This window comes from Staphylococcus sp. GDB9P120P (assembly GCF_017893435.1).
GTDB classification, from domain to species: Bacteria; Bacillota; Bacilli; order Staphylococcales; family Staphylococcaceae; genus Staphylococcus; species Staphylococcus cohnii.
This window is the reverse complement of sequence record NZ_JAESNB010000008.1, coordinates 89,938-115,637: the sequence shown is the minus strand read 5'-3', so window position 1 is coordinate 115,637 and position 25,700 is coordinate 89,938. Positions and strand designations below refer to the sequence as shown.

Below are 25,700 nucleotides of genomic sequence, written 5' to 3'. Positions count from 1 at the left end.
GTAACTCATTAATCGTAATCATCTTTATCAAGATGTGCTTATATACATTAATATTTCTTATATTCCTCAATCGTCAACGTTTGTATTATAATAAAATATCTCGAATTTCACCTACATGATTAACGATATATTCTGCATCATAACTTTCTAATTCCTCACGTGCATTTTGGCCTTTCAAACCTGTTAAAGGACCGATAAAAGTTGCGCCTATCTTTTTCGCACTTAATAAATCAGCTAATGAATCACCAACAATAAATACTTCATCTGGATTTACACGATTTTCTTGATTTGTTGCATATTTTTTATAATGTTCCATAATATTACCATCAAGCGTTGCTAAATAGCTAAACGGGTTTGGTTTCCCTAGCGGCTTTAATTCAGGAAAATGCTCTTCTGCATTCAATACGTCACTAGCTGTTACAATATGTAAATCATCAAACAAAGATTTAATGCCTAATGTCTCAAATGGAACAATTGTCTCAGTTCGTGGTCGACCTGTTGCAATAGCTATTTGGTAACCAGCCTCTTTCAAATCTTCTAACAATTGCTTGATTTCACTAACAGGTCTAAGCACTACCTCTTGATATATATAGCCCTTTTTAAAGTCAGTGCGTTGTTGTTTCTGTTCTACTTCATTATATAATTGGTAACCTAAATACCATTCCTGATAAATTTCTTGTGCTAGCGTCCAGAATGGACTTTTCAACTCAAATAATTCAGCATCTTCTGTATTTAACTGTACTTTTGCATGTTCAATTAATGCTTGGTATATATTTTCTTTACCAGAACTTAAACCATCTAAAAATGAAAGTGGTAATTCAAAATTAAGCTCAATATTTGAAATATGATCACCGAGAAATTGTAGCGTTTGTTCACTAAAGCTTTCAGTATTCAATGCAATAGATAATTCCTCTTGAGAAAGTGATTTGCATAAATCAATGTAATGTAATGCAATAACGATAAATAACATATCCCAGTTTGAATTCAAACCTAAAGATTTTAACTTTGTTAAAATTTCATCATGGTAGAAGACAATATCTCTTATTTCAGAAATTTGCTCATCATCCAGTTCATGAAAATCTATAGACGGGTCAATACCAATATAATCTTTACTCATTAACATTTCATAAACAGTTAATGCAGATACATCAAAGCACCTTTCTTCACTTAAAAACACACCATCAACATCAAATAATACCGACTTCATCTTAGTTCCTCTCCTTTAATCAGAAAATTCTGATACTAGTATATCGTACTATTTACATGTGAAAAGAGCAATGTATTTCCAAAAGATATATATAGAAAAATATTATTAATTTCATAGAATTAATTTGAAAATAAAATCACGCTTGAAAATGAAACGATAACATGTACTTATCGATTATTTCCAAACGTGATTTTATGAATTGCTGTATCTTTATAATAAATCTTTCAAAGGATGCTATCTAATTATGATCTTCTAATTGTGCTTCCATTTCGTCTGCTACTTGTTGTACTTGCGTACCAATGATAACTTGGGTGTTGTGCTTACCACTTGTTGTAACACCTACTGCACCAGCACCTTTAATCTTAGTTTCATCAATAATGCTATTATCATTGAGTTCCATACGTAAACGTGTAGCACAGTTTGTTAAAGAAGTAATGTTTTCTTTGCCACCAAGACCTTCTAAAATTTGACTAGCCGTTTTTGAATACTTATTTGTCTGTAACTCCCCTTCAGACTCAGCTGAATCTGCAGTGTCACCTGTTGTAGCTTCTTCAGATGTCGGATCAGGTAGTAAGTTATCACCACGACCAGGTGTATTAAGTTTCAACCATTTTATTGCTAATCTAAATACAACATAATAAATCACAAAGAACACTACACCTTGAACCATTAACATCAGTGGATGATTTGCTACTGGATTAATCAGAGATAGTAAAAAGTCAATTAATCCTGCACTAAATGAGAACCCTGCTGTCCAGTGGAATAGCGCTGCAATAAACAGAGATAAACCAGTTAATAGTGCATGAATGACAAATAGTATTGGTGCTACAAACATAAATGAAAATTCGATTGGCTCAGTCACGCCAACGAAAAATGCTGAAATAGCTCCACCAAACATTAAACCATAAACTCTTTTTTTCTGTTTTGTCTCAGCAGTATGATACATCGCTAATGCTGCTGCTGGAATTCCAAACATCATTACTGGGAAGAAACCAGCCATATAGCGTCCTGTAATACCTTTAACGGCACCATCACCTGTTTGGAATTTAGCGATATCATTAATACCTACTAAATCAAGCCAGAACACTGTATTCAATGCATGGTGCAACCCGGTAGGTATTAACAAACGGTTGAAAAAGCCATATAAAAATGCGCCGCCAGGTCCTAAATCCAATATCCATGTTCCAAATGTAACAATTGCTGAATACACAACCGGCCAAACAAATAACATAATAACTGCTATAAATATACTAAAGAATGCAGTTAAAATAGGTACCAAACGTTTACCACTAAAGAACGATAACGCTGTTGGCAACTCTGTTTTACTAAATCTGTTATACGTATATGCAGCAACTAAACCAATAATCAAACCGATTAAGACGTTTTGATTATTCATTTGTTCGAACGCTTCATTTACTCCTGTTTCTTTTACACCCAATAATGGTGCTAATTTTTCAGGACTAAGCACGACGGTTGTTAAGAAGAAACCAACAGCTGCAGCAAGCGCCACTGCACCGTCATTTTTTTTCGCCATACCTAAAGCGACCCCAATTGCAAATAATATTCCTAGTTGTTCTAGAATCGTTGAGCCTGCTGTAGAAAAGAACGCAGCTATAGTTGGCAATATACCGAGTGCTGTTAATGCATTACCAATACCAACGATAATTGCTGCTGCTGGTAACACTGCAACTGGCAACATGAGCGATCTTCCCAAACGTTGAAAGAAACTATACATAATCATTCCCCATTTCCCAATAAATTACCTAAAAAATCACCACATGTACAAAATGTCCACGTGGTGAATGAAAGCGTTTTACTTGTTGTCATTGTACAATTCCATAATAACACAAGTTCTATAAATTTCGTATATAAAATAAGATTCAAAATGAGTAAAATTAACTATTTATGTGCTGCATACGTATTTAATTCATTTTGTAATTGAATTGTTCTTTTTTCCAATTCTTTTGTTAAATATTCTAATTTTTCATTTCGTTTCATATCTTTAGGCAAGTTTTTTGTTTCGATGGGTTCACCAAATTTAATAATTGCTTTACCCGTGATTAAACCTTTGATTTTTTTGGGTCCAATATATGCCGCTGGTAAAATTGGTGCTTGAGCCATCATAGCGATTGTAACTGCGCCACGTTTCATCGGTGAGCCTTCATCATATTTCATACGATGTCCAGTTGGAAAAATACCGACTGTTTTATTTTCTTTTAATAATTTAATTGGCTTTTTCAACGTGCTTGGTCCAGGGTTTTCTCTGTCAACTGGAAAAGCATTAAGTGAACTTAAAAATCCACCGAACCATTTGCTATTAAACAACTCTTTTTTGGCCATATAATGAATTTGGTTTGGATAAATAGCCATACCTAGCATAATGACTTCATTGTAACTTTCGTGGGTACAAGTGACGACGTATCTATGTAATTGAGGGATGTTTTCTTTTCCTTGTACTTCTAATGATTTACATATTTTACGTAAAATAAAATTTAATATACCGCTAACAATTCTATACATTTTTCCACCTACTTTTTTTACCTTATATTACCCTATTGATTCTATCATTTAGTGCATTAATGAACAAGATAATTTATATTTCAGTCTAAAGTTGTATAGTGATATACTAGAAAAAGTTGGACAAACCTTTCATAATAGGTTTTATAGAATAAATCGGAGGTATAATATGTCAGAATTTAACAACGATCAAAATATAAATAATAAACAACCTGACGCGCAAACATCAAATAACACTCAGACGACATTTAGTAAACGAACAAAACCAAAATTCCCTTGGTTTAAAACTGTTCTTGTTGCACTAATAGCTGGTATCATAGGTGCACTCATCGTCTTAGGTATTGGCAAATTGATGGAGAATACTGTTTTAAATGATAATGGTTCAACCGTCAAAGAAGCGAATAATAATAGTAATGCTGGTAATTCATTAGATGGCAAAAATGATAAATATGATTCTGTCAATCAAATGATTACAGATGTATCACCTGCAATTGTCGGTGTCATCAATATGCAAAAAGCCCAAAATTTAGATGATTTGCTTAAAGGGAAATCTGCTAAATCTGAAGAAGCTGGCGTGGGTTCTGGTGTGATTTATCAAAAGAATAATGGATCAGCATATATTGTTACGAATAATCACGTAATTGATGGCGCAAGCGAAATTAAAGTACAATTACATAATTCTAAACAAGTAGATGCCAAATTAATAGGTAAAGATGCACTTACTGATATTGCTGTATTAAAAATTGATGATACCAAAGGTACAAAAGCGATAGATTTTGCCAACTCCTCTAAAGTTAAAACAGGTGACAGTGTATTTGCAATGGGCAACCCACTTGGTTTAGAATTCGCAAATTCTGTAACATCAGGTATCATTTCAGCAAGTGAACGTACAATTGATACACAAACATCAGCAGGTGCGAACAAAGTAAATGTACTACAAACAGATGCAGCCATTAACCCTGGTAACTCTGGTGGTGCGTTAGTAGATTTAAATGGGAATTTAGTAGGTATAAATTCTATGAAAATAGCGAATGAACAAGTTGAAGGTATTGGTTTCGCAATACCTAGTAACGAAGTGAAAGTTACAATTAAAGAACTCGTTAAAAACGGAAAAATCGATCGCCCTTCTATCGGTATTGGTTTACTAAATTTAAGTGAAATACCAGATGAGTATAAAAAACAATTAAATACGGATAGAAAACAAGGTATATATGTAGCAAAAGTATATGCTGATAGTGGATTAAAAGAAGGCGATATTATTACAAAAATTGATGATGAAAAAGTCACAGAAGATACAGAACTACGCTCTTATTTATATGAACATAAAAAACCAGGAGATAATGTTAAATTAACAATTGAAAGAAAAGGTAAAACACAAAGTGTAGATGTAAAATTAACAGAACAAAAGTCTAATACCACAGACTCATCTAAAGAGGAAGCCGTCCCTTTTAATTAATAAAATATGGTAATATGTTAAGAAAACAGGATACAAAACTTAATCTTTAAAAAAAGGAGTCTGGGACATCAATCATGTCCCAGACTCCTTTATATTGTCAGTAGATGTTAAAGTCCCACTACTCAATAAATTGAGTAGTGGGACTTATGCATGAACTTTAGTTCTACTTTTTTCAAATGTAGTCATCGCTACTAGTGGTGGGACGACAAAATGATTTTAATAAAATTAAATTTCAGTTCCGCTCACCTTTTATATTTCAAATCTTATTTATAATTGATCATAAAGTATTTTTTCTTACCTCTACGTACAATTGTAAATGCATTATCGATTTTATCTTCGTCTGACAATTCATAATTTACATCTTGTTGTCTTTCACCATTTATATAAATTGCACCATTATTTATATCTTCACGTGCTTGTCTCTTAGATGAAGATATGCCAGTTTCAACGATGGCTTCAACAATGTTCGAAGTCGTGTGGTTTAAGTCAACTTGCGGTACATCTTTAAATCCTTCTTTTAATTCTTTAGCTGAAAGTGATTTCAAATCACCTGAAAATAAAGCTTGTGAAATTCTAATTGCATCATCTAATGCATCTTGGCCATGAATAAATCTAGTAACATTTTCAGCTAATGCTTTTTGTGCTTCTCGTAAATGTGGTGCTTCTTGCAATGATTTTTCTAAATCATTTATTTCTGATTTACTTAAAAATGTGAAGTATTTTAAAAATTTAATAACATCTTCATCAGTTGAATTAATCCAAAATTGGTAGAATTCATAAGGGCTTGTTTTGTCAGCATCTAACCATACTGCTCCACCTTCTGTTTTACCAAATTTTTTACCATCAGATTTAACTACTAACGGAATCGTCAGACCAAAAGCTTCATTTTCCCCATACATACGACGCATGAGTTCAATACCACTAGTGATATTGCCCCATTGGTCTGAACCGCCCACTTGAATTTTACAATTGTATGATTGATTAAGGTGTCCAAAATCAATTGCTTGTAAAATTGTGTAAGTAAATTCAGTAAACGAAATGCCATGTTCTAAACGCGTTTGAATAGAATCTTTGCCTAACATGTAATTTACACCGACATGTTTACCATAATCTCGTAAAAATTCAATTAATGATATTTGTCCAAGCCAATCTTTATTATTAACTAGTTTTGCACCTTTATTTGTGTCAAACTCAAAAATTTTATGCATTTGTTTACTAATACCTTGAACATTGATTTCAACTTGTTCTTCAGTTTGTAACTTTCTTTCTTCTGATTTACCAGATGGGTCGCCTATCATTCCAGTACCGCCACCAATTAACACAAGCGGTCGATGACCATGCTCTTGAAAGCGACGTAAAGTTAAGAATGGTAATAAATGACCAATGTGTAAACTATCTGCTGTTGGATCGGCACCACAGTATAACGTAACTTGTTCTTTATTTAATAAATTTTCAATACCTGTTTCATCCGTTTGTTGATAAATTAAGCCTCTCCATTTTAATTCTTCAATTAATGCATTTGTCATGATATCAACCTCCTAATTAAATATTGATAAAGTTTTGAATAGGCTTTATTTGCATCGCTTCCATCATTCAAGAAAAATAATATTAGAAAATGCAAAAAAGCGCCCTTACATATTTATGTAAGGGCGCAAGTGCACGGTACCACCATACTTTAAGTCAAACAACTTTATTAATGATACGTTCATTAACTAAAACGTTTGGATAATTGCGTTATAAAGGTGTATTCATATAAAGATCAACGTTAGTTCACAGCAACCACTAACTCTCTGAAGATGATACAATATAATACTTCTCCTCTATCCAAAAACGATATCGAATTGATATTTATTATATTTAATTCTATTTTAAAAGTCAACAGTCTATCTTATGTTATAATACTGTTTAGCTAAGGAGGACCACAATGGAAAAACAAACGTTTGATACAGACATTCGTAAAAATAAACAACATACCAGACTGGAACAGTTTGAATTTATTTATAAAAAAATCAAACACTTTTTCGTAGGTTTGTTTTTCATATTTGGCTGTACTTTGCTTATTTTACTAGCAATATCTGTGCTTTATTTTCAAAATTTAACAGAAGAAGCAACGCATATGTCAGATAATGAATTAAAACATAAATTATTAAATGTGTCTGGTAATGAAGATATTGATTATAAAAGTGACAATATTTTATCAGAATATAACAATTCTATTAATACACTTATTGTTGGTCCAAAACATGTTGATAGCAATGTGATTAAAGCATTAACAGCTTCAGAAGACAGCTTGTTCTTTCGTCATAATGGTATATTACCTAAAGCAGTTTTAAGAGCAATTGGACAGGATATATTTAATTCAATCGATGCTACTGGAGGTAGTACAATTACGCAACAACTTGTTAAAAACCAAGTTTTAACCAATAAAAAAACATATAACCGAAAAGCAAATGAACTGGTACTCTCAATGCGCGCAGAAAAAATACTGACTAAAGACGAAATTTTATATACATACTTAAATATTGTTCCCTTTGGTCGTGATTATAATGGCACAAATATTTCTGGCATTGGTTCAGCTGCTTATAGTATTTTTGGCAAACCTGCTGATGATTTGAATATTGCTGAATCTGCTTATTTAGTTGGATTATTACAAAGCCCATACTATTACACACCCTATAATGAAGATGGCTCACTTAAATCTAGCGATCAAATTCAGGTCAGTTTAAATAGACAACATTATGTGTTAAAACGTATGTTAGTAGAAGATGAAATTACCCTTTATGATTATAGACGTGCAGAAAATTATGATATTAAAGCTCATTTAATGACTAAATAAAATTAATCATATTCATGTTTTTAATTTCTATTAAGTTAGCAAGTCTATGCATAGAAAAACACTTTCGTATTATTCATTTTAAATGAACTCAACGAAAGTGTTTTTATTTTAGTCTCACTAATTAAGATTGGTTCTTATATGATTCGATAGAAATTGACGTTTGTATTAAAAAAAGAGGTTATATCAAAGACTCTTTTTTGTACAATTATTTAGAATAAACCTACTGCATGTCCATCATCTGTTACATCCATTTTTAATGCAGCGGGTTGTTTAGGTAATCCAGGCATTGTCATTATTGCACCAGTCAGTGCTACAATAAATCCAGCACCTGTTTTAGCTTCTAATTCACGGATTGTAATTTCAAAATCTTCAGGTGCACCTAACAATGTAGCATCATCTGAAAATGAATATTGCGTTTTGGCCATACATACAGGGTAATGGTCCCAACCATTTTCCTTAAATTGTTTTAATTGTTTTTGAGCTTTACTACTAAATGTTACTTTGCTACCGCCGTAAATTTCTTTTACGATTGTTTCAATTTTATCTTCTAATGGTTGCTCTAGTTCATATAAATGTTTGAAATCTTGTGGTTGTTCGATTACTTCTAACACTTCGTTAGCTAAATCGATACCGCCTTTACCACCTTTTTCCCAAACTTCTGTTAAAGCTAGTCGAACACCATTTTCTTTTGCCCATTCTTGAACAAATTTAGTTTCTGCTTCTGTATCATGTATAAATGCATTTAATGCAATCACTGGTTCTAATCCATATTTTTTCACATTATTTACATGGCGTTCTAAGTTTACAATTCCTGCTTTTAATGCTTCAACGTTTTCTTCTTTAAGGTTGTCTTTTGCAACGCCACCATGCATTTTAATCGCCCGAATTGTAGCCACTACTACAACTGCTGATGGTTCAAATCCTGCTTCACGCGCTTTGATATCAATAAATTTCTCAGCACCTAAATCTGAGCCAAATCCTGCTTCTGTTACGACAATATCAGCTAATTCTCTAGCAGTTTGTGTAGCAAGAATCGAGTTACAACCATGTGCAATATTTGCAAATGGACCACCATGTACTAATGCAGGCGTTCCTTCTATCGTTTGTACTAAATTCGGTTTGATTGCGTCTTTAAGTATCATCGCTAAAGCACCTTCAACTTTTAAATCCGCAACAGTGACTGGTTTACGATCTCTTGTATAACCTACTGTAATTTTGCTGATTTTAGATTTCAAATCTTGAATGTCGTTAGCTAAACATAAAATCGCCATAATTTCTGAAGCCACTGTAATATTGAAGCCATCTTCGCGAGGTACACCTTGTGTTGGTCCGCCTAATCCTACAATCACATTTCTTAGGGCACGATCATTCATGTCTAAAACGCGTTTCCACTCAATTCTTCTTTGATCTATACCTAAGTCATTTCCTTGATGAATGTGATTATCAATAAATGCTGATAAAGCATTGTTCGCTGTAGTAATCGCATGGAAGTCACCATTAAAATGCAAGTTAATATCTTCCATTGGTAATACTTGAGCATAACCACCACCTGTCGCCCCGCCTTTAATACCAAATGTTGGTCCTAAAGCAGGTTCACGTAAAGCAACCATGACATTTTGCTTCAATTGGTTAAATGCATCTGACAATCCCACTGTAACTGTTGATTTCCCTTCACCAGCTGGTGTTGGGCTCATAGCTGTTACCAACACTACTTTCCCTTTGTTCTCTTTTTGTTTAACTTGGTTGATATCTATCTTAGCCTTATAGTGTCCATATGGTTCTAAAGCATCTGCAGGAATACCCACTTTTTCAGCAATATCTCCAATTGGTTGTAATGTTGATTGATTAGCAATATCTAAGTCTGATAAATGTGCCAAATTAATTCGCCCCTTCTTATATAAATTTTAATCACTTTTAAAAATCAAATTTCAATCAGTGAGTCAAAATTCCTTACACATTCATAATAACTAAATAATGTTGTGTTGTCGATTAATAGAGATAGCGCTTTCAAAATAATAAGCGTCTTTTGTAAAGATATGATATACATTTCCACTTACATTGTCTTATTACACTAAAAAACTCCTTTATTTCAAAATTTTAAGCTGCGTTAAAACTTATCAATAAAGGAGTGTTTTTAGCTATTTTTGCTTACTGAATAATCGTAAAACACTTTGTATTTAATTAATCTTCCATCGTACTTAAGTCACCTTCTGGCAAATCAAGTTCCCATGCTTTTAATACGCGACGCATAATTTTACCTGAACGTGTTTTAGGTAATTTTTCTTTGAATTCTATTTCACGTGGTGCAGCATGTGCAGCTAATCCTTCTTTAACAAATTTACGAATTTCTTCTTTCAACTCTTCACTTTCTTTGAATTCAGGACGTAGGGCAACAAATGCTTTGATAATTTCACCACGTACAGGATCAGGTTTACCAATGACTCCTGCTTCTGCAACTGCCTCATGTTCCACTAATTTTGATTCTACTTCAAATGGACCTACACGTTCTCCTGCTGTCATGATTACATCATCAACACGACCTTGGAACCAGAAATATCCGTCTTCATCTTTATAAGCGGAATCTCCAGAAACATACCAGTCGCCGATAAAATACGATTCATATTTTTCAGGATTATTCCAAATAGAAATCATCATGGATGGCCAACCTTTTTTAATTGCTAAATTACCCATGCGATTAGGGGGTAATTCATTACCTTGGTCATCTACGATTGATGCCTCAATGCCTGGTAAAGGTTTACCCATTGAGCCTAATTTCACGTCCATCGAAGGATAATTTACAATCATATGACCACCTGTTTCAGTCATCCACCAAGTGTCTAATACACGTAATCCAAATACATCTTTTGCCCATTTAATGACTTCAGGGTTTAACGGTTCACCGACAGATAAAATGCTCTTCAATGATGACAAGTCATATTTTTCGACGATATCGTCACCAGCACTCATTAACATTCTTAATGCTGTTGGTGCTGTATACCAGATAGTCACTTTAAATTCTTCTATCATGCCATACCATGCTTCAGGAGAAAATCTACCTCCCGCAATACAATTCGTAATGCCATTTAACCAAGGACTAAATATACCGTACGATGTACCAGTGACCCATCCTGGATCTGCTGTACACCAATACACATCATCATCTTTAAAATCAAGTACATATTTACCTGAAATATAATGTACCAACATTGATTTTTGCGCATGTAGTACACCTTTAGGTTGACCAGTTGATCCTGATGTATAATGTAAAATCAAACCATCATCTAAATCTAACCATTCCGTATCAAATTGATCACTTGCTTGTTCAAACTCACTATTGAAATCTACATATGCGCGATCTACATCATTATCAACTACAATGATTGTTTCTAAATTTGGTAATTTATCTACAGGTATTCTTGGTAATAAGCTATTAGTAGTAACAATTACTTTCGCCTCACTATTTTCTAGTCTATCTCCAACAGCTTTTTCCATAAATGCTTCAAATAATGGGCCGACAATTGCGCCTATTTTCAAAATACCAAATAATGCAAAATAAAGTTCAGGTGTTCGTGGCATGAAAATAAATACACGATCACCTTTTTCAACATTTGCCTTATCCTTTAAAACATTTGCAGCTTTATTCGATTTTGATTTCATTTCACTGAAAGTATAACTTTCTTGTCGCTGATCATCTTTATAATGAAGTGCAACTTTTTCTCCTTTACCTTCATCCACATGACGATCGATACATTCATGCGCCATATTCACTTTACCAGTGTCATACCATGAAAATGCTTTTTCGACCTCTTTCCAATCAAAGTTGTTGTATTGTTTCTCATAGTTTTGAAGGTTAAAATTTCCTTCTTCCCCTTTATATACTTCTACTTTCATTCTAAATCCCCCTCTTAATGAAATCGAATGCTTAATGCATATTATAACTAACAAATTCGCAATTTTCAAAATAATCGGTGTAAACGGATACATTATCGTGTTAATTTTTTCTAAAATCCCTTATACTAAAAGTATTAAAGAATGAATATGATATTCATCTACAGTCGTTTGGAGTGAAAAAATGGAACATATAAAAACGTATCAATTTCAAACATTTCATTTGGACGAAGGTACATTTATTATAGAAGGTCCTGTTTCTAGAGAAAATCTTGAACTTATGACTTTTGATGATGGACTTTCTGCTTTTCGACAACCCGACGATCAATTTATAGCTATAAAAGAAATTAGTGAATTAGCAGAAGGTAGAATTTTTGTGATACGAGAACATAAACATATTATTGGTTATGTCACCTATCATTATCCTGATCCATTAGAACGTTGGTCGGATGGTAACCTTGAGTATTTAATAGAACTGGGTGCCATAGAAATTAGTTTACCATATCGACATTTACATTTAGGTAGTAAACTTATTCGCTTAAGTTTGACTGCTGATGAATATGAAGATTATATCGTATTAACCACTGAGTATTATTGGCATTGGGATTTAAAAAATGCAGGTTTGGATGTTTACGCATATAAAAAACTAATGCAAAAATTAATGGGTTATGGGGGCCTAGAGATTTTTGCTACAGATGATCCTGAAATCACTAGCCATCCAGCTAATTGTTTAATGGCAAGAATAGGTTCACGCATTTCCATTGATCAGTTACAAGCATTCGATGATTTAAGATACAAGAATCGCTTTTTCTTTTAAAGGGGAGTTAAATCAATATGAGCAATACCCAAAAAACTGGTTTTGTTTATTCAAACGAAATCTTACAATACCGTTTTAGTAATCAACATCCTTTCAATCAAATGAGATTGAAACTGACAACTGAATTATTAAGTGATTTAGGTTATTTAAAACCTGAACACATTGTTAAACCACGGATTGCAACAGATGATGAATTAAATTTGATTCATAGCTATGATTATATACAATCGATTAGACGTGCATCACATGGCATTTTAAATGATAATGAAGCCAAGAAATATGGCTTAGATGGAAGCGATACTCTACAATTTAGAATGATGCATAAACACAGTGCACGCATTGTGGGTGGTGCCCTTAATTTAGCTGATAAAATTATGGACGGTACATTCACCAATGGTTGTCATTTAGGTGGTGGATTACATCATAGTTTGCCAGGTCGTGCTAATGGTTTCTGCATATACAATGATGTGGCAATTACCATTGCTTACCTCATCAAACATTATAATTTACGTGTAATGTGTATAGATACAGATGCACATCATGGTGATGGAACACAATGGAGTTTTTATACTAACAGTGATGCATTAATTTATTCTATACATGAAACTGGTAAATTTTTATTCCCTGGGTCAGGAAACTATACAGAACGTGGCAATGAACAAGGCTTCGGTTATACCGTCAATATACCACTTGAACCGTACACAGAAGATGAATCTTATCTCGAGGTCTTAAATGAAACATTAGAACCTGTTGTTGCTTCTTTCAAACCTGATATCATTTTGAGTGTGCATGGTGTAGATATTCATTATTTAGATCCACTCACACATTTAAGTTGTACACTAAACGCACTATATGAAATCCCCTATAAAATTAAAGCGTTAGCAGATAAATATACTGATGGAAAAGTGATTATGTTTGGTGGCGGTGGTTACAATATTTGGAAAGTTGTACCTCGTGCATGGACGCATGTTTTTTTAGCATTAATTGGTGAACAACCACAACAAGGTGAATTGCCTGAAAAATGGATCGCTAAGTGGACACCTTATGCTACTTGTGAATTACCAATGACTTGGAAAGACCAAAAATTAGATTATCAATTGATACCCAGACGTAAAGAAATTACAGAGATCAATATGAAACACGCAACTCAAGTATTAAGCTGGTTTAAATAACGCTTATTTTTATAGTTTTACTACATAAAAAATACAAAGCGTGATAAAGCCCCACTACTCAGTTCATTGAGATTAGTGGGGCTTACGCATGAATTTCAGTTCAGATAAAATTTAAAAACAGTGCATTATTACTAAACTATGACCAAAAGCATGTATTTGGTCATAGCATCTGTGTTTTATTAAATTTATTTTGTTGTACCTCTATATTCAATTCTATGCGGTAAAATCACATTAGGTTCATCAATTTCTTCTTCGTTCATATATTTGGTTAATAATCTCATTCCCACTGCACCAATATCATACAATGGCTGAATCACACTTGATAATTGTGGTCTAACCATTTCTACTAATCGTGTATTATTAAAACTAACAATTTGTAAATCATCCGGAACAGTTACACCCTCATCTTGTGCTGCATGAACTAAACCAATTGCTTGTTCATCACTAATTGATAAAATAGCATCTGGTTTAGTAGATTTTAATGCACCAAATGCACGTAAACCATCTTTATATGTTTCATTACCATTGAAGATTAATTGTTCATCTAATGTTAATTGATTTTCTGATAAGACTTCTTTTAATCCTTCTAACACATCATCTTGTGCCTTCTTGGAATAATCTCCACCTACAAAAGCAAAACGCTTTGCCCCTTTTTCGATCAGGTGTGCAGTTATTTCTTTTGCAGCAGTTTGGAAATCAATATTAACAGATGAAATTCCTTCATCTTTACCATTCGTACCTGACACAACCACTGGTACAGATGATTTATTAATCAACTCTTTAATTTCTTCTGATATGGTACCACCTAAAAAGATAATGCCATCTACTTGTTTGCTTAATAAATTATTAAAAATTTCTTTCTCTTTGCTTGGATCATTATCAGAATTAGAGATGATTGAATGATACTTATACATCGTAGCAATGTCTTCTAAACCACGTGCGAGTTGTGAATAATACACATTTGAAATATCTGGGATAATTACTCCAACAGTCGTCGTACGTTTACTAGCTAATCCTCTTGCTACTGCGTTAGGACGATAACTCAATTTTTTTATTACTTCGTTCACTTTGTCTCGGGTTTCTGGTTTTACATTTTGGTTACCATTTACGACACGCGAAACAGTAGCCATAGATACTCTAGCTTCTCTAGCTACATCATAAATTGTTACAGTCATAAACTTCCTCCTTGAAAGCGATTTCTTTATCATTATACTCTGTTTTCATAATATTTTCAAAGTTTACCATATTTTTCGTAAATGTAAAATCATTTTGATTTGAATGTCATAATTATGTCAATTTCATAATAATTTATCAAATCTTATTTGAGTATATCTTTTATTTCATTAACAATAAATTTTAAAAGCACTATTTATTTTTCGTATAAATAGTTATTATAAAGCAATATAAAAACCTCTATATGCACCTAAATAGTTAGTGTGCAAAATAGAGGTTATAAAATCATAATATCATATACATTATTTTAATTGTTTGCTGTTATACATATCAGCTAATGGTTTTAATTCATTGTAGAATTTTTCAAATTCATTTAAATCCATTTGTTGACCACTATCACTTAATGCAACAGAAGGATCTGGGTGAACTTCTGCCATAATACCATCAGCACCAACAGCTAAACCTGCTTTTGCAGTAGGTAACATGATATCTTTACGTCCAGTACTATGTGTAACATCTACTAAAACTGGTAAATGTGTACCCTGTTTTAAAATTGGCACTGCGGAAATGTCTAATGTATTTCTAGTAGCTTTTTCATATGTACGTATACCACGTTCACATAAAATTATATTTTCATTACCTTGCGACGCAATATACTCAGCTGCAAAAATAAATTCTTCAATTGTAGCGGCCAATCCACGTTTTAATAATACTGGCTTATTAGAACGTCCTGCCTCTTTTAATAATTCGAAATTCTGCATATTACGTGCACCGATTTGAAAGACATCTAAATATTGATCAGCAATTTCAAAATCTGCTGGATTTACAATTTCACTTACAACATTCAAACCATATTTATCTTTTGTATTTTTAAGTATTTTAAGTCCTTCTTCACCTAATCCTTGGAAATCATAAGGTGATGTACGAGGTTTAAATGCACCACCTCTAATGAATTTCTCACCTTTAGCTTGTAAATTTGCAGCAACTGCATCTACTTGTTCTTGTGACTCAACTGAGCATGGACCAAAAACAAATGATTTATTACCATCACCAATAATGCCTCCATTATCAAATTGAACAATCGTATCTTCTGGTTTCAATTTTCTAGACACATATAAGTGTTTTTCATTCTCTGATTTTTGCAAGTCAGTAGAGGCTTTAAAAATTTCTTTAAATAGTTGTTTAATCACATTATCATTAAACGGACCTTCATTTTTATCTAAAAGTTGGTTAATCATTTCTTTTTCACGTTGAGGGTCATAAACCATTGTACCCTGTTTGCGTTTTTCTTCACCTATTTTTTGTGCGATTTTCCCTCTTTTAGATAAAAGGTCTAATATTTGTTCATTAATTCCAACAATTTCATCTCTGTATTCTTGTAATTTGTCTGTCATTTTATTCACCTCTATGAAAATTTTACAGCGATATTTTATTCTGCTTTAAAGCGATAAAATATTTGTTAAACGTAATTCTAACAATAACTACATATAAGTTCAAGTCTCAAACGTAAAAAATCACTTTTTAAAGTGAATACGTTTAATGATAACTGAATTTTCTGTTATTTGCTAGTCGTATTTTTACACTATTACTTAAAATATAATTTTATTTCAACGACTCGTTACATCGTATGCAAGTAGATTTAGTTTAGTGCTATTTATTAAATTATGCAAAATAGCTTATTTTTTGAATAACAAAATATAAATTGTACGATTTTGTAATGTGCTGACGCCCTGGGATTCATATGAATGAGAGACTACAGGCTCTAATCATATCCCCAGGCAAGCATGCAAAGTCAAAATCGTAAGATTTTAAATATAAAGAAGACCTATCCATCATGTGTATTCATATTAAGTTATATCTTTGGTTAATTAAAAATACGACTTTCTATTAGTTGTATAAGTTAAATAAGACGAAGCTTTTTTCTATTGTATTAAAGCACATCACTTATAGAGATTTTGCATCGTGCTGACGCCCGGGGAAATGATATGAGCGAGAGACTACAGGCTCTAGCCATATCCCCAGGCAAGCATGCACGATCAAAATCGTAAGATTTTAAATATAAAGAGGACCAATCCATATTATGGATTGGCCCTCTTATTTTGAGATGGGGATTTATGCCCGAAACTCTTTTTGATTATAGAATTTATACCAAAATTAGATAACAGCTTTTAGTCGTTAAATGTTCTTTTATCTATTTTACTTTTCGCTTTTTCAGACTTCTTGTTTTGTAATCTATTTTTTGAATATGTTGGCACTTCTTGGTCAGAATTAGCTGAAACAGTATTGTTATCACTAGAAGATTGCTTACTTATACCTTGTTCAGCATTATCATGAACAATCATACCATCTTTAAAAGACACACTTTTATGTGTTTGCTTAACACGTTGCTCTGCAGCTTGAGATGCATTATTATTTGAAGCTTGATCATGTTTATCTGCAGAATTTTCTACTTTATTATTATTTTCTACTGCATTATCTAATTTCTTTGTAACTAAATTAGGTACTTTTTGATTACCTTTAGCTGTTAGCGTTTCAGGTTTTAATAAATCAACGGTCTTTTCAGCTACTTTAGGATCTTTGGACATTGCATCACGTTTTTGACTCGCTGCTAATGCTAATCCTGCAGCAGTAATACTACCTGCAGCTGTTGCTGATTTTAAACTGTTTGTTGATTCAGCTTCAGTACTTTTAGTAACTAAATTAGGAACTGCCTTTTTAGAATTAGATTTTACATTTTCTTCAGCTACAAGTGCAGTTGTGTTTTTCTTAACTGTCGTGTCATTTTTTAAAGCTTTATTTTTCTCTTCAGCAGCATTCGCTAATTTTGTAGCCGATACTGTACCATTTTTTGATGATTCGTCAGAAGATGATGCAACTGTAGAATCAGATAAATGATGTGTTTCTGACTCTTGCTTAATTGCATTTTTTTGAGCATTTTTTTCACTTTCTGTTGGTTGTGCTTGTACATCAATATTGTTTAAACTATCATCTGATGCTTCACTCGATTGTTGTTCAGTTAATGTTTCTTGTGCTTGAGGTGACGTATTAGATAAGTTGTGTGAAGCCGTCTCTTGTTGAATTGCAACTTTTTGCGCATCTAATTCATTGTTTGTAATTGCTTTTTCTTTAATGTGCGCAACTTGACGTTCTGCTTCTGCTTTATCATTTTCAGCTTCTTTAACTACATTTGATTTGAATGCTTTATTATTTTTAGGAACGGATTTATCACTTTGACGTGATTTACTAATAGAAACTAACCCTACTGCCGAACCTATCACTGCACCCACTATAAATCCATAAACAAACACATTTCTAGCGCCAGATGTAAAATATTCTGGAACTTCATAGCTTTCTAAATTTCTTTCGAAATCATCTCGATTATAGTACTTCATATTTGAATGCCTCCTATAACAAATGCACTTAAATAAGTTTATACCTCATTTAAGTGCATTTGTTTTTTAAGTATATAAATGATTAATGGTCAACACGTGTAGTATAGCTATGATTTGCATCGTCTGCTACGCTACTTGTTTTATAATTTGCACTTTCTCTACGATTTCTTCTGTTTTGCCATTTGTCAGCAACTTCCATTGCAACGTTTGACCATTGTACAACTTGAGAAATTTTATCTTCATTTTGAGAAATATTGTGCGTGATTGAGTTAGTTACTCGATCAACAGAACCATTTAATGTTTGAACTGAATCACCGATACCTTTCACAGCATCAACGACAGAGTTTAAACGTTCTGATTTATCTTGAATATCTTCAGTTAAGCGATTCGCTTTATGAAGTAAGTCAGTAGATTCACGTGTAATCCCTTGAATTTGTCCTTCAACTCCATCAAGAGTTTTAGCAACGTGATCTAAATTTTTCTTAACTGAAAGTAATACAACAACGATTCCTATACATAATACTAAAAAAGCAATCGCTGCAATTATTCCAGCTATAGGTAAAATCCATTCCATTTAAAACGCCTCCTAAAAAAACATATGTTGTTATTTAATATAAATACCCACATCATTTTAACATAAACATATTAAAATGAGGTAGTTACACCGATATTTTCCATATATGCACGTTGGATTTTTTGTATATCGCCTGCACCCATAAATAAGATAACTGCATCTTTATACTGTTCTAAAGCATTTACACTATGCTCATCAATAAGCGTGGAACCATCCACCCTATTAACTAGGTCTTGAATGGTTAGTTCACCATTAATTTCTCTTATTGATCCAAAAATTTCACATAAAAATGTTTTATCAGCAAGATTCAAACATTCAGCAAATTCTTCTAAAAAAGCCTGTGTTCTACTGAAAGTATGTGGTTGGAAAACAGCTATAACTTCTTTATTAGGATATTTTTTTCGTGCTGTCTCAATTGTAGCACTAATTTCTCTCGGATGGTGAGCATAATCATCCACTAATATTTGTTTACCCGCCTTAGTTTCATTAAATCTACGTTTTACACCACCAAATGTTTCTAACGCTTCTTTAATATTATCAACGTTTAATCCTTCTAAATAACTTATTGCTATTACTGCAAGTCCATTTAAAATATTATGATCCCCAAATTGTGGAGATAAGAAAGTATCATAAAATTTATTATTAATATAAACATCAAATTGTGTACCTTTTTCACTAATTTGAATATTATCTGCATATATATCATCATTTTTAGAAAATCCATAATAATAAATAGGTACATCTGCTTTTAAATCACGAAGATATGGATCATCTCCCCAAGCTATAATTGCTTTTTTTACGTTATGTGCCATTTCTTGAAAAGCATTAAAAACATCATGTACATCTTTAAAATAATCTGGATGATCAAAATCAATATTTGTCATAATTGTATAATCCGGATGATAACTTAAAAAATGTCTACGGTATTCACATGCTTCAAAAGCAAAGTAATCACTAGCCGGAATACCTAAACCTGTACCGTCTCCAATTAAGAAAGAAGTCTTTTTATCTCCGTTCATAACATGTGATAGTAAGCCAGTTGTAGATGTTTTACCATGTGCACCTGTTACAGCAACAGAAGTGTATTGGTTAATAACATGACCTAAAAAATCATGGTAACGAATAACTTCTAAATTTAATTCATGTGCGCGGACTACTTCTTCATGCGTATCAGGAAAGGCATTACCTTGAACAATGACCATATCTTTCTTTATATTATCTGCATCAAAGGGCAGGATTTTTATACCTTTATTTTTTAATGCTACTTCTGTGAAAACATAATTCTTTATATCTGATCCTTGTACTTCATTTCCAAGATCATGCATGATTTGTGCTAATGAACTCATACCGGCACCTTTAATGCCGACAAAATGGTAATGTGTCATTGTAACACTCCTTTATCTCTATATTAATTATCATTCAAATCAGACTCTGTGATATACACATCTCTAGGTTTCGAACCGTTTGCTTCCGAAACATAACCTAACTGTTCTAGTTGGTCTACAATTCTCGCAGCGCGATTATAACCGATTTGGAAATGTCTTTGTATCAGTGAAGTAGAAATATGTCCTTCTTGTACCATAAATCGACATACGTCGTCGAATAAATCATCTTGTGGATGACTTTCTACTTTTTTCAACAATTCTTTTTCTTCAAAAAGATAATCAGGTTCACGTTGTTGTTTAATAAAATCAACTACATCATCAATTTCTTCATCAGAAACGAATGTTCCTTGTACACGTATTGGTTTGTTCATTCCACTTCCTAGGTATAGCATATCCCCATAACCTAATAAGCGCTCTGCTCCACCACTATCTAAAATCGTACGTGAATCTACACTTGAAGATACCATAAAGGCAATACGTGTTGGTATATTCGCTTTGATTAATCCTGTAATTACGTTTACGGATGGTCTTTGTGTTGCAACTAACATATGAATCCCACATGCGCGTGCTTTTTGTGCAATTCGTGCAATTGATTGTTCAACCTCTTGTGGTGCCATCATCATTAAATCAGCTAATTCATCTATTACTATAACAATTTTTGGCATTCTATCTTCATAATTTGCTTTTTTATTAAAAGCAGTTATATTTCTAACATGGTATTTGGCAAATACTTTATATCGACGTTCCATTTCTTCAACTGCCCATTTTAAACTTTGTGTAGCAGCTTTAACATCAGTAATAACAGGAGATACCAAATGTGGCAAGCCATTATATGGTGCCAACTCAACCATCTTAGGATCGATAAGTAATAACCTTAGTTCTTCAGGATGATTTTTATACAATAATGACATTAAAATGCTGTTAATAGATACAGATTTACCTGAGCCTGTAGCACCAGCAATTAAAGCATGAGGTGTTTTTGCTATATCCATAACCAATGGCTCATTGTTAATTCTAAGCCCCATAGCTACTGTTAATTTAGATTCAGCATTTTTAAATGTATTATCTTCTATGATAGAACGTAAATTAACAGGTGTGGAAGACTGATTTGGCACTTCAATACCTACTAGACTCGTGCCTGGAATAGGTGCTTCAATACGTATATCTTTTGCTGCCAATGCCATTTTAATATCATCTTGTAAGTTAGTGATTCTAGATACTTTCACACCTTTTTCAACAGACAGTTCAAAACGAGTCACACTTGGTCCTTCCGTAACAGTTTGAACTTCCGCAGGTACATTGAAATAATAGAATGCTTCATTTAATTCTTGTTTCTTTTCTTCAATCCATTGATTATCTATTTCATGCACTTTAGGTTCATCAAGTAAATCAATACTTGGAAGTTTAATATTCGGACCTTTTCTTATTGACGTTTTACTTTCTTGATATGGTGGCGTATTTTGACTTGGCTGACTCACAGTATTTGAATTCTGAGACGTCGTATCATTAACTGATTGATTGTCTATATGTTTGGATTCAAGTTTTTGTGTTTTTTCATCATGCTCGTTTTCTATACCTTCATCTTTCAGACCTTTACTGGACTGTACATCCTCAGTCAATGTTTCAGATTGCACATGCATATCCGTAATTTTTGACTTATTATCGTCTGAAGCATATACTTCCACGTTATTTTCGGTTTGCATTTGTTGATGATAAGAAGCAGTTGATTCATCTTTTTTTGTCTGTGTTGGTTTATCTATATTTTCATCTGATTGTTGTAATTTAACCTCATTAGATTTGACAGAAGTATTCGTGTTGTTAAGATTTTTTTTAGCATCAAGCATTCGTTTTTTGTCAGATGGTGTCATCACTACATTGAAAGGTTTGCTCCCTTTCAATCTAGTTGTATTTTTATGTTGTTGATTCCTTTGTTCATCACTATTAACTTTAGCTGCTGGCTTATCATGAACTTGTTGTGTTTCATCATCTTTATTCTCTGAAATCTGTGCGTCACTAACAAATGTATTTTCACCAGTTCTATCCGCTTCAGTATTAACCGATGAATCTTTTTGATATCGTGAAGCATTTTGATTTAAATCATCAGTGTCATCTATATTTTGCTCATCTTCTTTTTCAAAATGATGGTTTGTATACATTGATGTATCATCCACAGAATAATCATTTTCATTTTTCGATGTTTTTACTTCATTTTTGTGCGCTTGTTGAGTCGAATCAAGCGTATTTTGTGACATATCTTTTTGAACATCTGAAATTTCTCTATAAGTTGCATCCGAAATTTCAGTATTATCGATTGATTCTGTTGAGTTTTCATCGTCGTGTTGCAGAACATTATCTATTTCTACATGATTACTATCTTGAAAAAGATTTGACTCGTCATTAGCTTGACTCGTTGATGTTTCTGTAATACTTGGTTCATTTTCTACATTGACAGTTTGATTCTCACTTTCATCTGACTCAACATCTGATTGGTTATTGTCAATGTTATGTACATCACTTATATGATCTAAATTAATTTCTTGATACTTGTATTGTGACGTATCACTTTGGTTATCAGCATCATTTTGTTCATTTGTATCTTTATCTGACAATTTTTTTGCGTAGTCTGTATCACTATTATTATTTTCTGATCCGTCTAATGAACTTTCTCCAATATATTGTTTTGCTTGTTGTGCATACATTTCATCAATTGCTTTTTGAATTGTATCTTCGTCATTTTGTTGATTTTCTTGTCGCTTCTGTTGCAATGCTTTCTTAAACTGACGTTTTTGAAGCACTTTACGCTCACGTTCTCTACGAATTTCTTCAACAATTTGAGACGCATAGATATTTTCTATATTGATTGTATTGTTCTTTTTAGGTGTATTTGTTGATTGTGATAAATGATCTTGTTGCATAGATTTATTTTGCGTTTGTTCTTTGCTCTTTTTAGATGATGGTTGTTCGCTATCAACTTGAGAAAATTGATCAAACGTTGATTCATCAGTGACGCTTTGGTCATTGTTAGAATTTAATTTTTGTTCTCCTTGCATTTCACTCTCATTATCATCTGTAAAACGATTATTAGGTTTTATCACACCATTTTCTAAAGGATGTGGTTTTTTAGTTCCAAAAATAGCTGAAGGAACTTCGCTCGCTTTAAATTCACTTTTATGATATTGAGGTGTAGTAGGCTCATGTTTTTTTGTACTATGTCCACTTCCGTGTCCAGTACCGCCTAAAACATCTGTTTGAATTCTTGTTCTTTTTCCTTTGTGTTGTTTCTTTTCTTTACGAACTTCATTATCTAATGACGCATTTGTTTTACTACGTGATGATGGATAAGATTCTGTAGATGGTTGATCAAATTTATCTGTAGTTGTTTCATCAGCCATTTGTCTCCGTCTTCTATAGTGGTGATTCTCAGTATGAGGATTAGATGACTTATGATTGGAATTTTTAAATTCATTTTCTGATGATTCTTTATTAGCGTCCTCAGTATCACTATTTTCTTCTAAAACACGCATTGGAAATCTAAATTTCCCTTTGGGTCTCTCATAAACATCGTTATTTTGAGGAAGTAATGTGTCTTGATGTTCTTGCTGCATATTCTTTTGGCGTCGTTGGTTTCTTTTATTTAGATAATCTTTATTAGGATCATTTTCTTCTCCAAATAATTTGTCGAACCAGCTCATTCGGTCATTACCTCCTTCTATTCTTCAAAAAATGCCTGTCCAACTTTGTATTCATCAGACAATACCATAATACCTTTTTCCTGTGGAGCATTTGGTAAATTTAATTCTTTCATAGAACAAATCATTCCACTTGAATCTACACCACGTAATGCTGCATCTTTAATAACCATGCCACTTGGCATCACAGCTCCTACTTTTGCTACAACGACCTTTTGTCCTGCTTCAACATTCGGCGCTCCACAAACGATTTGTAGCTTTTCTGTTTCTACATCTACATTTAAAACACTTAATTTATCTGCATCTGGGTGTTTTTCTTTAGTTTCAACATAACCGACAACAAATCTTGGTGATAAATCTGCGTTCAATTCAAATGTGAAACCAGCATTATTAATTGCTTGTTGTAAGTCATGAATCAAATTTTCATCCAATTTTATATGACCTTTTCCAGTAATATTTGAGACCTTTGATGCATTGAATATATTAAAACCTACAACCTTATTATCTTGACGAATTTCCACTACATCATTCTTTGTTTCATAAGTAAATTCACCTGTTGTGGGTTCAATTTGTAAAAAAGCTACATCTCCAACAGCTTCTTTATTGTAAAATAAATTCATTTTTTTAACTCCTTATTTCTTATCTTTATTTTCATATTGTTTTCTAGTTGCTTCTAATCTTTGGATGACATTTGGGTTTCTTTTTTGCTTATTATTTTTACCTAATATAAATATTGGTTCAAAATGTCCGTTATCATAAGCTAATGATAATGACGTGATTGGAACTAAACCTTTCGTGAAGAATTCCATCGTTAAATGTGCCATGACATCATAACCTGTTTTATTTCGTATATCGGCAATAATTAACACATCTTGATGTGGTACTGCTACCAACATTTCACCTTCACATTGAGCTTGTATGTCATTCAAAAAGGTATTATTTAAAATTCTACTTGCATCGTAGCCATCATTTGAATTTACAAAATAGAAAATATTACCTTTAACTTCATCAGTTTTATATTTGTTTTCAAGTTTTCTGACATTAAATAATGCCATTTCTTTCACTTGTTGTTTAGTAAGATTTAATTTTTCTAACATTTGTTCATCTATTAATCGATAAGATTTTCCTAAATCTACTGCATAATAAATATTTGTTTCTGCAGTATGTTTATCTATAACAAATGAATTACCTTCTTTATCTTTTTTATCAAAACTAGGCGATCTCAGTACAGGCATTATCTCAATGTTCTCTGCTTCAGATAAAGCCTCCCCTTTCATTTGTTCAATCGCTTCTTCAACATAATATACAATTTCATCTACAATGTTTTCTTTTTGTTCTTTATATTTCGCTACAATTGTAGAAATTTTGACAGTAACACCTTTGCCATTATCATTTCTAGATACGCGTAGCGTTTCTTCATCACGATTAAAACTAAATTTAACATCTAAATGTTTCAATCTATCTTTTAATTTATCTCTCATTTGAAAGACATTCATCGTTAACACTCCTATTTACGTGTCTTAATACAGTTTACAATAAATATACCCTTAGGAACAGAAAAAAAGTAAGTTCTAAGGGTATATTTTTAGCGTAC

The 25,700-nt window shown here is 32.6% G+C and carries 18 protein-coding genes; 4 read left to right on the top strand and 14 right to left on the bottom strand.

Annotation, left to right across the window (positions count from 1 at the left end; all coding sequences use genetic code 11):
* Window positions 1-85: 85 nt before the first annotated feature.
* The 3 genes from KA856_RS05790 to KA856_RS05780 form a co-directional block, all read right to left on the bottom strand.
* Window positions 86-1,207 carry an HAD family hydrolase gene (locus tag KA856_RS05790; RefSeq protein WP_107504696.1) on the bottom strand — a complete coding sequence of 374 codons (1,122 nt, stop codon included), beginning with the start codon at window positions 1,205-1,207 and terminating at the stop codon, window positions 86-88.
* A 238-nt stretch (window positions 1,208-1,445) separates the two neighbouring features.
* Window positions 1,446-2,942: an N-acetylglucosamine-specific PTS transporter subunit IIBC gene (gene nagE, locus KA856_RS05785; RefSeq protein WP_107504697.1), complete on the bottom strand. Its 1,497-nt coding sequence runs from the start codon at window positions 2,940-2,942 to the stop codon at window positions 1,446-1,448.
* Window positions 2,943-3,106: 164 nt separating this feature from the next.
* A complete protein-coding gene (locus KA856_RS05780; protein WP_107384393.1) occupies window positions 3,107-3,727 on the bottom strand; it encodes a lysophospholipid acyltransferase family protein in 621 nt (206 codons plus the stop codon).
* A gap of 166 nt (window positions 3,728-3,893) precedes the next feature.
* Between KA856_RS05780 and KA856_RS05775 the strand changes: the two genes are divergently transcribed.
* Window positions 3,894-5,180, top strand: a complete 1,287-nt coding sequence (locus KA856_RS05775; protein ID WP_107504698.1) for a S1C family serine protease — start codon at window positions 3,894-3,896, stop codon at window positions 5,178-5,180.
* 263 nt (window positions 5,181-5,443) lie between these two features.
* Here the strand turns inward: KA856_RS05775 and tyrS are convergent, their stop codons facing one another.
* On the bottom strand, window positions 5,444-6,706 hold the full coding sequence (gene tyrS / locus KA856_RS05770) for a tyrosine--tRNA ligase (RefSeq protein WP_107504699.1): 1,263 nt from the start codon (window positions 6,704-6,706) through the stop codon (window positions 5,444-5,446).
* A 398-nt stretch (window positions 6,707-7,104) separates the two neighbouring features.
* On the opposite strand from tyrS, the gene KA856_RS05765 reads away from it, so the two are divergent.
* Window positions 7,105-8,016 (top strand): biosynthetic peptidoglycan transglycosylase, encoded by a 912-nt coding sequence (locus tag KA856_RS05765; RefSeq protein WP_119535867.1) that lies wholly within the window; start codon window positions 7,105-7,107, stop codon window positions 8,014-8,016.
* A 209-nt stretch (window positions 8,017-8,225) separates the two neighbouring features.
* On the opposite strand, the gene KA856_RS05760 is transcribed toward KA856_RS05765, so the two are convergent.
* Window positions 8,226-9,893: a formate--tetrahydrofolate ligase gene (locus KA856_RS05760; protein WP_119535868.1), complete on the bottom strand. Its 1,668-nt coding sequence runs from the start codon at window positions 9,891-9,893 to the stop codon at window positions 8,226-8,228.
* A gap of 304 nt (window positions 9,894-10,197) precedes the next feature.
* Window positions 10,198-11,907: an acetate--CoA ligase gene (acsA, locus tag KA856_RS05755; RefSeq protein WP_107384398.1), complete on the bottom strand. Its 1,710-nt coding sequence runs from the start codon at window positions 11,905-11,907 to the stop codon at window positions 10,198-10,200.
* A gap of 181 nt (window positions 11,908-12,088) precedes the next feature.
* Here acsA and KA856_RS05750 point away from each other — a divergent pair, with 181 nt between their 5' ends.
* Together KA856_RS05750 and KA856_RS05745 are read left to right on the top strand one after the other, a co-directional pair.
* Window positions 12,089-12,721, top strand: a complete 633-nt coding sequence (locus KA856_RS05750; protein WP_119535869.1) for an N-acetyltransferase — start codon at window positions 12,089-12,091, stop codon at window positions 12,719-12,721.
* A 17-nt stretch (window positions 12,722-12,738) separates the two neighbouring features.
* Window positions 12,739-13,893, top strand: a complete 1,155-nt coding sequence (locus tag KA856_RS05745) for an acetoin utilization protein AcuC (RefSeq protein ID WP_119535870.1) — start codon at window positions 12,739-12,741, stop codon at window positions 13,891-13,893.
* A 185-nt stretch (window positions 13,894-14,078) separates the two neighbouring features.
* On the opposite strand, the gene ccpA is transcribed toward KA856_RS05745, so the two are convergent.
* From ccpA to KA856_RS05705, 8 genes are all read right to left on the bottom strand, one after another.
* Window positions 14,079-15,068: a catabolite control protein A gene (ccpA, locus tag KA856_RS05740; RefSeq protein ID WP_019467758.1), complete on the bottom strand. Its 990-nt coding sequence runs from the start codon at window positions 15,066-15,068 to the stop codon at window positions 14,079-14,081.
* Between the two features lie 300 nt (window positions 15,069-15,368).
* Entirely contained in the window at window positions 15,369-16,460 is a 1,092-nt protein-coding gene (locus KA856_RS05735; protein ID WP_107504705.1) for a bifunctional 3-deoxy-7-phosphoheptulonate synthase/chorismate mutase, read from the bottom strand.
* Window positions 16,461-17,234: 774 nt separating this feature from the next.
* On the bottom strand, window positions 17,235-18,458 hold the full coding sequence (locus KA856_RS05730; RefSeq protein WP_107384402.1) for a hypothetical protein: 1,224 nt from the start codon (window positions 18,456-18,458) through the stop codon (window positions 17,235-17,237).
* Window positions 18,459-18,540: 82 nt separating this feature from the next.
* Window positions 18,541-19,032: a DUF948 domain-containing protein gene (locus KA856_RS05725; protein ID WP_107384403.1), complete on the bottom strand. Its 492-nt coding sequence runs from the start codon at window positions 19,030-19,032 to the stop codon at window positions 18,541-18,543.
* A gap of 71 nt (window positions 19,033-19,103) precedes the next feature.
* Window positions 19,104-20,417 (bottom strand): UDP-N-acetylmuramate--L-alanine ligase, encoded by a 1,314-nt coding sequence (murC, locus tag KA856_RS05720; protein ID WP_119535952.1) that lies wholly within the window; start codon window positions 20,415-20,417, stop codon window positions 19,104-19,106.
* Window positions 20,418-20,440: 23 nt separating this feature from the next.
* Window positions 20,441-24,109, bottom strand: a complete 3,669-nt coding sequence (locus tag KA856_RS05715; protein ID WP_210138542.1) for a DNA translocase FtsK — start codon at window positions 24,107-24,109, stop codon at window positions 20,441-20,443.
* Window positions 24,110-24,126: 17 nt separating this feature from the next.
* Entirely contained in the window at window positions 24,127-24,726 is a 600-nt protein-coding gene (gene ytpR / locus KA856_RS05710; protein ID WP_119535954.1) for a YtpR family tRNA-binding protein, read from the bottom strand.
* Window positions 24,727-24,738: 12 nt separating this feature from the next.
* Window positions 24,739-25,602 carry a DUF1444 domain-containing protein gene (locus KA856_RS05705; RefSeq protein ID WP_107384407.1) on the bottom strand — a complete coding sequence of 288 codons (864 nt, stop codon included), beginning with the start codon at window positions 25,600-25,602 and terminating at the stop codon, window positions 24,739-24,741.
* Between the last annotated feature and the right edge of the window lie 98 nt (window positions 25,603-25,700).